This window comes from Alkalibacillus haloalkaliphilus C5 (genome assembly GCF_000269905.1).
Classification (GTDB): Bacteria; Bacillota; Bacilli; order Bacillales; family Alkalibacillaceae; genus Alkalibacillus; species Alkalibacillus haloalkaliphilus_A.
Window position 1 is genome coordinate 1 of sequence record NZ_AKIF01000127.1, and the last position, 8,529, is coordinate 8,529.

Below are 8,529 nucleotides of genomic sequence, written 5' to 3' on the forward strand. Positions count from 1 at the left end.
GGAGTATTTATCAGCACTCACAAAAACCCTCTTATGAACTAATCATAAGAGAGTTAGAATTAGACTTATTTAATGGCTGCATCTAGTGCAACTTCGATCATGTCGTTAAACGTTGTTTGGCGTTCTTGAGCTGTCGTTTCTTCACCAGTAATGATATGGTCACTTACTGTTAAAACAGCTAGTGCTTCACGGTTGTATTTAGCAGCGATTGTATAAAGAGCTGTTGCTTCCATTTCAACGGCTAACACGTTATATTCAGCTAATTTGTTGAAAAGTTCCATTGCGTTATCGCGGTAGAAGCTATCACTTGTGAAGACGTTTCCTACACGTAAGTTAAGGCCGCGCTCTTCACCTACGTCATAAGCATTTTTAAGTAAACCGAAATCAGCAGCAGGAGCGTAATCTACACCACCGAATACCATACGGTTCATTTGAGAATCTGTTGTAGCTGTTTGAGCTAAGATCACATCACGTACTTTAACGTCTTCTGTAAGTGCACCACAAGAGCCCACGCGGATTAACTTTTGTACGTCGTATTCTTGGATCAGTTCGTTTACGTAGATCGCAATACTTGGTACACCCATACCTGTACCTTGTACTGAAATACGTTCACCCTTATATGTACCTGTGTAACCGTACATACCACGTACTTCATTGTAGCAAGTAACATTCTCTAAAAATGTTTCTGCGATATACTTAGCACGAAGCGGGTCTCCAGGCAGTAAAATCTTATCAGCGATATCACCTTTGTTAGCACCAATATGTGTACTCATAATTAAATTTCCTCCTTAAGTGTTCTTACTTAATTAACCTACCATAAAAGAAAAGCTCAAACAATTTATAAAGCACGCTTTAACCTTATTCATTATTTTTAATTAATTTATTTGTATAGTAGCTATACTACAATACTTTCCATGTCCTAACTTATATATGTAAGCAAAAAGTAAACGAGTCGAACAAAACTTGTCCGACTCGTTAAGCTTTACATGACTTCTTCTAATACTTTAGTTTCTTCATGATCTAGTAAGTTTTTATTTACTTTATTTTCAATTGGTTTATTCATATTTTTCTCAAGCTCGTCAATTTCATCAGAACGGCCAATTAAGTGAATTTCTGCCCAATCATTTTGTTTGGCTAGCTTGTCAATTTTCGGTGCGATTGATTTATACCAACGAGAACGGTTCTCCTCAAAACGGTCAGCAATTTCATCTTTTTTAGCTGATTTTGCACCGCCTGATCCTAAGTTGGAGTCAGCGTGATGTGGTCCGACGTGTTGTTTCCAATCTTCTGTATTTAGATCAAGTTCGTATAACATGGTGTCTTTAACTGAGCCTAGTTCTGCATCGATTAATTTGATGTGGTCTTTTTGGGTTAATACAATTCCTGTTTTAGGGAATTGTTCATTTAATGATTTTAATTGATCTAAAACGGGTGTATCTTCCCAATAAAACTCTGTTTGAACGGGCATTTGTAATGTGTCAGCAAACCAAATATCACCTTCACCTGTTGCGAAGATAATGACACTTTTCTTTAATTCTTTTTGGTGTTCTTCCATAAAATTTTCAACTTTTTCTTTCACTGCCCAGAAGTTGCGCTTTTCATCTGAGTCGCCATCTTCTTGTAAATAGTTTTCAAAATTATTTAATCCGTTCTTGAGATGAATCTTCCATTCACCACCTTGTTGGTCTTGATCAGCAAGGTCTGTATTTAAATACATCGTAAATACACGGTTTGGCTTTTCACTCTGATAATGTTCTAGTTGGTTTAGCACTTTTCTTAGATCCATCTTAAATCCACTCCTTTTCGTGTATTTATTTGTTTCATTCCCACGGAAATTTTGTTTTAAACTTTTCAAGTGAAAAAATGAAACAGCAACCAACTATTGTGCTAATTATTTATATGTTTTTCCTGTTTAGTTTTTAACGTATCAATAATCCATTTCGGGATAATGCCGAGTACTATATAGACAAGGAATGAGTAAAATGAATTCCACTGCATTTTTCGTATATATTTATCCAATCAAGGATGGGTTCAAATATAAAGGCAAACATACCACCAATGATAAGAACAGTAATTAAAAAGGACTTCCAAGAATTTGTGTACTGATAGATTAAAATAAAGGTAAATGGAATAACTGCCAAATTTGCTGGGATTAAAGGTGGGATAATGGGTAATAATTCTGTTGGGTATCCAAACAATACGAAATTAGAACCAATAATATCAAATATGGTAGCGAGTAAAGCAACTAACCCTCCAAAGGCAATTAATTCTATAAGCCTTTTTTTATCAATTAATACCCACCAAATTATTGCGGAAATGATTATGATAAAGATAATAAAGAACCACGGGAAAGAGAAAATACTGTGTTCTAACCAGAAATTAATTTCTGTATTTTTTAAATCATGACGTAAATCTGTTATTTTATCCCAATACTGTTGTTCAGAATTCATTACAGTTCTCCTTAATCTTAATGATAATATTAGGTTTTGCGTGAAAATGAAATTTATTCAATTGTTAATGGGTGATCAACATGATACTTAATAATAATTGATTAATATCTATACATGGCATAAAGAAAAAACATAATGTATAATAAATAACAGTTATTCAACTGTTGACATAAACAATTGTCTTGAGTAACGAAATAGTCTAAAAAATATAGACTATGATTTTAAACCCTTTCATTCTAATGGGTTTTGAATGTGTTTAGTCTAGTGTAGTCTTTTTATCTGAACTTCGGGGCAGGGTGAAACTCCCGACCGGCGGTGTTGAACTATACAAAGTTCTCAGTCCGTGACCCGTATTCGTTACGGTGGATGCCAGTGTGAATCTGGAGCCGACAGTTAAAGTCTGGATGGGAGAAGGATCAGATCGTGACCCGGTTTATAAAGGGGGTTAACGATTGAAAGACGAACAATTTTATATGCAACATGCCATTGATTTAGCTAAATTAACGGTTGGACAAACGAGACCGAATCCTTCAGTTGGAGCGGTTGTCGTAAAAGATGGGGTTGTGATCGGTACAGGTACCCACTTACAACCAGGTCAACCACACGCTGAAGTGTATGCCTTACAGCAAGCACAAGAACAGTCGAATGGGGCGACGATGTTTGTTACGTTAGAACCGTGTTCCCATTATGGTAAAACACCACCTTGTGCTAAAGCGATTATCGATCACGGAATTAAAAAGGTCTACGTCGCAACTTTAGATCCAAATCCTAAAGTAGCTGGAAAAGGTATTCAATGGCTAAAAGATGAAGGTATAGAAGTAGAAGTCGGTTTATTAGAAGAGCAAGCTCAAGATATAAATCAAAAATTCTTCCACTTTATGAAACATAAAAGACCATTTGTCACGCTGAAAACAGCTGTTTCAATGGATGGAAAAACGACAGCGAATAGCGGCGACAGCAAATGGATCACAAGTATTGAATCAAGACATGATGTTCATGTATATCGTCATCAACATGATGCAATCTTAGTTGGAAATAAAACCGTTTTACGAGATGATCCTCAATTAACCACCCGTTTGCCCCACGGAGGTTTAAATCCTACACGTATCGTCCTCGATACGAATTTATCAATTCCATTAGATGCAAACTTATTAACAAATGACCAAGCGGAAACAATTGTCGTTTGTGCTAAACAAGCTGATTATAAAAAAGAAGAAAAAATCAGTGCAATCGACCATGTTAAAGTGTGGCGAATGGATACAGAACAAATCGATTTAGTAGACCTATTACATAGACTAAAAGAAGAAAAAATAATGAGTGTTTATGTAGAAGGTGGATCAACGATTCATTCAGAGTTTATCCAAAAAGAGTTATTCGATGAAATTCATTTATATATGGCGCCGAAACTAATTGGTGGTGAATTTAGCAAAGCTTTTTATAATCAATTAGGGTTTGACGAAGTAGAGGATTCTGTCCAAGTCGACTTTAAAAACGTCGAAATGATCGGACCAGATCTTAAAATTACAGCTAGACCTCAACAGAAGGAGGTAGACTAATGTTTACAGGTATTGTTGAAGAAGTAGGAACGATTCAAAATATAAAACAAGGTTCTGAGTCTTTACAATTAATGGTTTCAGTTAATGATATTACAAAAGACGTAAAACTCGGTGATAGTATTTCCGTTAACGGTGTATGTTTAACGGTTACTGAGTTTTCAACGACATCATTTCATACCGATATTATGCCAGAGACATTTCACCATACTGCTTTAAAAAGTTTAACAGTCGGGTCAAAGGTGAATTTAGAGCGCGCGATGCCAGGTGATGGCCGTTTTGGCGGACATTTTGTTTCAGGTCATGTTGACGGTCTCGGTAAAATTGTTAATCGTGAGACGAAAGATAATGCTGAGTATTTCCATATTGAAGTAGACCCAGACTTGGCTAAGTACATGATGTTAAAAGGATCGGTCAGTGTTGATGGGACATCGTTAACGATTTTCGGTTTAGAAGGGAATACATTTACGATCTCACTTATTCCTCACACTCAAGACGCGACAATTTTAACGACAAAGTATACGGGTGATTTCGTCAACATTGAATGCGATATGTTGTTAAAATACGTTTATCAATTAATGAACCCGAATCAAGAGGAGAAAAAACAAGGGCTATCGATGGAAGCTTTGCGTGAAGCAGGGTTTCTAAACCAATAGGAGGGGCATTATGTTTGATTCAATACATGAGGCAATTGAAGATTTAAAACAGGGGAAAGTCGTCATCGTCGTTGATGATGAAAATCGTGAGAATGAAGGTGACTTTGTTGCCTTAGCTGAACATACAACACCAGAAGTGGTCAATTTTATGGTTAAAGAAGGGCGCGGGCTAGTTTGTGCTCCAATTACTCAAGAAAAGGCTGACCAATTACAACTAGAATTAATGGCTGATGTTAATACAGACAGTCATGGAACAGCCTTTACAGTTAGTATTGATCATGTTGAAACGACAACAGGAATTAGTGCAGGTGAACGCTCACACACGATTATGCGATTGGTAGAAGAAGATGTTGTCCCCACAGAATTTAAACGTCCTGGTCACATCTTCCCGTTGATTGCTAAAGATGGTGGCGTGTTGCGTCGTGCTGGTCACACAGAAGCGGCTGTCGATTTAGCTGTATTAGCTGGAGGAAAGCCAGCAGGTACAATTTGCGAAATTATGAATGAAGATGGAACGATGGCAAGGGTACCTGAATTACGCAAAATGGCTGATGAACATGATTTAAAATTAATTACGATTGAAGATTTAATTAAATATCGTCGAATGCACGAAAAGTTAGTTGAGCGTGCCGTTGAAATTAACTTACCAACTTCTTATGGTGACTTTAGAGCAGTTGCTTATACAAACATCATTGATGGTCGTGAACATGTTGCGTTAGTTAAAGGTGATATTACACCGACTGAACCGACACTCGTTCGTGTACACAGTGAATGTTTAACAGGTGATGTGTTTGGTTCAAACCGCTGTGATTGTGGACCACAACTTGAAGCAGCTCTTTCTCAAATTGAAGAAGAGGGTAAAGGTGTTCTTCTTTACATGCGCCAAGAAGGTCGTGGCATTGGCTTGTTGAATAAATTAAAAGCTTATAAACTGCAAGAGGAAGGTTATGACACAGTAGAAGCTAACGAAAAGTTAGGGTATCCAGCAGATTTACGAGACTATGGAATTGGTGCACAAATTTTAGAAGATATAGGCGTTCGAAAAATGCGTTTGTTAACGAACAACCCACGAAAAATTAAAGGCCTATACGGCTATGATTTAGAAATTGTCGAGCGTGTGGGGTTAAAAATGGAACCAAATAAAGATAACGAAAAGTATTTAGCTACGAAACGAGATAAATTAGGACACTTATTTTAGGAGGATAAACAATGAAAACATATGAAGCAAATTTAGTCGCACAAGATTTAAAGGTTGGAATTGTCGTAGGTCGATTTAATGCATTTATTACTGAAAAATTATTAGATGGTGCTTTAGATGGACTAAAGCGTCATGGATTAAGCGAAGACAACGTTGAAGTAGCTTGGGTACCAGGAGCGTATGAAATTCCTCTAGCAACTAAGAAAATGATCGAACATGGCGATTATGATGCCGTCATTACATTAGGTACTGTTATTCGTGGTGCAACACCACACTTTGATTACGTCAGTGGTGAAGTTGCAAAAGGAACTTCTTCAGTAAGTTTAGATACAGGTGTACCAGTCATTTTCGGTGTGTTAACGACAGATACTATTGAACAAGCGGTTGAACGTGCTGGTACAAAAGCTGGTAATAAAGGATATGAAGCAGCAGTAAGTGCTATTGAAATGGCGAATTTAGTAACAGAATTCAAAAAATAGATTGTCATAAAGATGAAACATTCACATATGACTGATTACACGACTTCTGTTACAATGGCAGTAACAGTGACTAGAAGTAGGTGTATGCTTTATGATGGAATTTCTATATTTTCCAGAGGATAAGACATTATATATCCCAGCTGTAATTACGCTAATCATATTTATGATTTTAGCTTTTATGTTTTTTAGATGGATGGTAAAAGTCTCTAATAAAGAGGAACAAGCGTTTAACGAAAGATTCCCTAATCAAAATGAACATGATCAGCAAAATCATAATGTTGATTCAAAAGAACAGTAAGTTAAAAAAGGTGAGCGATCCGCTCACCTTTTTTTAATAGATCTAATTTCTTCTATTAACTCACCAATATGCTTATAATCGTCGTTAATTATAAAGAAACGCTCGTGTGAACAACTAGCCAACCAAATTTGATTACCTTTAAAAAACATTAAGTCTTCTGGTAAAGGTGGTCTGTTCCAATCAAATAATGAATCACTGCTTGATAGTAGAAAATTTTTAGTTTCCTCATTAAGTTCATAGTAAAATACATAGGCTGTACCTTCTAAAAGGCTTGTGACGATCCAACTTGATTGTTCATTCACCTTAATGAGTGATTTTTGGATAGGCTCTACCAAATTATTATGCAGTTTCATTATAACTGATTCATCTTCCATCATATCTTTCCTTTGAACAAACGCAAAACAATCACATTTCTTTAAAGCTAATTCGAGTAAGGCTTCATAATCTTGCCCTTTAATATCTTGATTGTTAATTTCGAGCATTATTCCCCCTCCATTTTTGCCATTTTATCATAAAGTTCATAAATGTATCCTATCAATTTTACGTTCCTAAAGTTTAAATCCATTTTATTCTAGCCATAATAGAGAAGAGGTGATGAGAATGAAGTGGGTATACTTAGTTGGAGTTATTTTCTTATTATCAGCGTGCCAAGCGGAGACACAAGTGACGACAGCAGATATTATTAACACGGATTATGATGTAATAGGTGAGGTTACATTAACTGAAGATGCTGAAGGTGTCGAGGTTGAAGTTGAAGTGGTTGGCTTAACACCAGGTTTCAAAGGGATTCATATCCACGAAATACCTGAATGTGAAGCCCCTGCTTTTGAGTCAGCAGGCGGACATTGGTCAATTGATGAAGAAGCAGAACATGGATTGATGCACCCAGATGGTCACCATATAGGTGATATGCCGAATATACTAGTAGAAGATGATGGTTCAGCGACTTATGAATATGTGATCGAGGATGCAACGTTGCTGGATGGACAAGGGTCTTTTTTTAATGAAGATGGTGGGAAGTCTCTTATCATTCATGATGGACCGGATGACGGGATTAGTCAGCCAGCAGGTGATGCAGGTGATCGGGTAGCTTGTGCTGAAATTACTAAAGATGATGACGATGATGAAGAAACAGATAACCCAGCTGAAGGTGAGGAAGACGAAGAAGAGGAAGAGTAATTAATTATAGAAGCCACTAAGTTTGCGCTCTAGCAGATTTAGTGGTTTTTTCATTAGTTTATGGATATTTATGTTAACATGGGAGGAAAGGTAAGAGGAGAGATCATGTGTATAGGTTGGTATTATTTTTAATTATGATTACATTATTTTTAGTTGCCTGTAGTGAAGGCTTAGAGGAGAATACGATCAATCACGTTAAGTTATCTGATTTAGAGCGATCAATTTCAACAGTCAGTTCAGATCAAATGAGTGTTCATGAATTTAATGTTAGTGAAGAGTATAATTGGCTAGAAGTGTGGGTTGAAAAGTATGTCGATGGTGAATTAGTAGAAGATGATTTCAAGTTTTCAAAGGGAGTTGAAAGTGAAGGGCACATCATCTTTTCTACCGATCGAGATGACAACTTTTCATTTAATATCGGAATTGCGAACAATGGGTCAGTCGGGACGAGCCATGGTCATGATCCCATTTCAGAAGACCAAGAAGTTACATCGTTTGGTTGGACTATAAACGATGAAATGGTGATTAGTGAAGAGGAGCTACCGTTAGCTGGAAAATTCTATATGAATGAAGAACAAAGTATGGGATTTTCAGGTAATACGTTAGAAGAGTGGGATGATTATAAAGACGATTATGATCTTGCATATATAGTTAAAGCCCGATTTACAAATGAAAATTAATGCAAAATAATACCCGCTTATACATAAAGCGGGTAT

The 8,529-nt window shown here is 36.6% G+C and carries 11 protein-coding genes and 1 riboswitch; of the genes, 7 read left to right on the forward strand and 4 right to left on the reverse strand.

Annotation, left to right across the window (positions count from 1 at the left end; all coding sequences use genetic code 11):
- Positions 1–65: 65 nt before the first annotated feature.
- The 3 genes from deoD to A194_RS0112260 form a co-directional block, all read right to left on the reverse strand.
- Entirely contained in the window at positions 66–773 is a 708-nt protein-coding gene (gene deoD / locus A194_RS0112250) for a purine-nucleoside phosphorylase (RefSeq protein WP_017187123.1), read from the reverse strand.
- A gap of 209 nt (positions 774–982) precedes the next feature.
- Positions 983–1,786, reverse strand: coding sequence for a VLRF1 family aeRF1-type release factor (locus tag A194_RS0112255; RefSeq protein ID WP_017187124.1), 804 nt, complete (start codon positions 1,784–1,786; stop codon positions 983–985).
- Positions 1,787–1,958: 172 nt separating this feature from the next.
- Complete coding sequence (locus A194_RS0112260; protein ID WP_029425254.1) at positions 1,959–2,450, reverse strand: CBO0543 family protein; 492 nt, start codon at positions 2,448–2,450, stop codon at positions 1,959–1,961.
- A gap of 278 nt (positions 2,451–2,728) precedes the next feature.
- Positions 2,729–2,870, forward strand: a riboswitch (FMN riboswitch).
- A gap of 32 nt (positions 2,871–2,902) precedes the next feature.
- Between A194_RS0112260 and ribD the strand changes: the two genes are divergently transcribed.
- The 5 genes from ribD to A194_RS0112285 all read left to right on the forward strand — a co-directional run bounded on the left by ribD (position 2,903) and on the right by A194_RS0112285 (position 6,634).
- A complete protein-coding gene (ribD, locus tag A194_RS0112265) occupies positions 2,903–4,006 on the forward strand; it encodes a bifunctional diaminohydroxyphosphoribosylaminopyrimidine deaminase/5-amino-6-(5-phosphoribosylamino)uracil reductase RibD (protein WP_017187125.1) in 1,104 nt (367 codons plus the stop codon).
- The gene (gene ribE, locus A194_RS0112270) at positions 4,006–4,659 is read left to right on the forward strand and encodes a riboflavin synthase (protein ID WP_017187126.1); all 654 of its coding nucleotides are present in this window, start codon (positions 4,006–4,008) and stop codon (positions 4,657–4,659) included. The genes ribD and ribE overlap by 1 nt, the downstream gene beginning before the upstream one ends.
- Positions 4,660–4,669: 10 nt before the next feature.
- Complete coding sequence (locus tag A194_RS0112275) at positions 4,670–5,857, forward strand: bifunctional 3,4-dihydroxy-2-butanone-4-phosphate synthase/GTP cyclohydrolase II (protein ID WP_017187127.1); 1,188 nt, start codon at positions 4,670–4,672, stop codon at positions 5,855–5,857.
- An 11-nt stretch (positions 5,858–5,868) separates the two neighbouring features.
- Positions 5,869–6,336 (forward strand): 6,7-dimethyl-8-ribityllumazine synthase, encoded by a 468-nt coding sequence (gene ribH, locus A194_RS0112280; RefSeq protein WP_017187128.1) that lies wholly within the window; start codon positions 5,869–5,871, stop codon positions 6,334–6,336.
- Between the two features lie 91 nt (positions 6,337–6,427).
- On the forward strand, positions 6,428–6,634 hold the full coding sequence (locus A194_RS0112285; RefSeq protein ID WP_017187129.1) for a hypothetical protein: 207 nt from the start codon (positions 6,428–6,430) through the stop codon (positions 6,632–6,634).
- A 23-nt stretch (positions 6,635–6,657) separates the two neighbouring features.
- Here A194_RS0112285 and A194_RS18375 read toward each other — a convergent pair whose 3' ends face one another.
- Complete coding sequence (locus tag A194_RS18375; RefSeq protein ID WP_017187130.1) at positions 6,658–7,116, reverse strand: hypothetical protein; 459 nt, start codon at positions 7,114–7,116, stop codon at positions 6,658–6,660.
- Positions 7,117–7,234: 118 nt separating this feature from the next.
- Here A194_RS18375 and A194_RS0112295 point away from each other — a divergent pair, with 118 nt between their 5' ends.
- Both A194_RS0112295 and A194_RS0112300 read left to right on the forward strand, forming a co-directional pair.
- Complete coding sequence (locus A194_RS0112295) at positions 7,235–7,813, forward strand: superoxide dismutase family protein (RefSeq protein ID WP_017187131.1); 579 nt, start codon at positions 7,235–7,237, stop codon at positions 7,811–7,813.
- 107 nt (positions 7,814–7,920) lie between these two features.
- Positions 7,921–8,493, forward strand: a complete 573-nt coding sequence (locus tag A194_RS0112300) for a hypothetical protein (protein WP_017187132.1) — start codon at positions 7,921–7,923, stop codon at positions 8,491–8,493.
- Positions 8,494–8,529: the final 36 nt, after the last annotated feature.

Coding starts and splice junctions, on each gene's coding strand:
- A194_RS18375 (WP_017187130.1), bottom strand. CDS start 7,116: ATGCTCGAAATTAACAATCAAGATATTAAAGGGCAAGATTATGAAGCC.
- A194_RS0112255 (WP_017187124.1), bottom strand. CDS start 1,786: ATGGATCTAAGAAAAGTGCTAAACCAACTAGAACATTATCAGAGTGAA.
- ribE (WP_017187126.1), top strand. CDS start 4,006: ATGTTTACAGGTATTGTTGAAGAAGTAGGAACGATTCAAAATATAAAA.
- A194_RS0112285 (WP_017187129.1), top strand. CDS start 6,428: ATGATGGAATTTCTATATTTTCCAGAGGATAAGACATTATATATCCCA.
- ribH (WP_017187128.1), top strand. CDS start 5,869: ATGAAAACATATGAAGCAAATTTAGTCGCACAAGATTTAAAGGTTGGA.
- A194_RS0112295 (WP_017187131.1), top strand. CDS start 7,235: ATGAAGTGGGTATACTTAGTTGGAGTTATTTTCTTATTATCAGCGTGC.
- deoD (WP_017187123.1), bottom strand. CDS start 773: ATGAGTACACATATTGGTGCTAACAAAGGTGATATCGCTGATAAGATT.
- A194_RS0112275 (WP_017187127.1), top strand. CDS start 4,670: ATGTTTGATTCAATACATGAGGCAATTGAAGATTTAAAACAGGGGAAA.
- A194_RS0112260 (WP_029425254.1), bottom strand. CDS start 2,450: ATGAATTCTGAACAACAGTATTGGGATAAAATAACAGATTTACGTCAT.